1 protein-coding gene is annotated in these 307 nt (G+C 67.4%); it reads right to left on the bottom strand.

Translation table 11 applies throughout. The features are described 5' to 3' along the window. Positions 1 to 307, bottom strand: a 307-nt coding sequence (locus A2J03_RS03755; RefSeq protein WP_156520186.1) for a hypothetical protein, incomplete at both ends; no start/stop codon positions are given.

Below are 307 nucleotides of genomic sequence, written 5' to 3'. Positions count from 1 at the left end.
GGGGATGCCGGCGAGGTGGGCGTCGAAGACGACGGAGGTGTCGGCGTCGGCCATGTCGGCCCAGCGTTCGAGGACGCTGTGGTCTTGATCGACGACGGCGCGCATGACGGTGCGGATGTCGAAGGGTTTCTTGCGGTCGGGGTTGGTCACACTCGAGAAGATGTCGCCGACGGTGGTGAAGTCGGATGCCGGGTGTATGTGGGGGTAGCTGCGGACGTCGCGGTCGGTGGGGTCGGTGGTGGTTGCGCGTCGGGGGAAGCGTTCGTCGGGGGCGGTGTAGGCGTGGTCGTAGTGCGCGAACAGGACG

The organism is Rhodococcus sp. EPR-157, assembly GCF_001647195.1.
Classification (GTDB): domain Bacteria; phylum Actinomycetota; class Actinomycetes; order Mycobacteriales; family Mycobacteriaceae; genus Rhodococcoides.
This window is presented reverse-complemented; position numbering and strand designations above follow the sequence as displayed.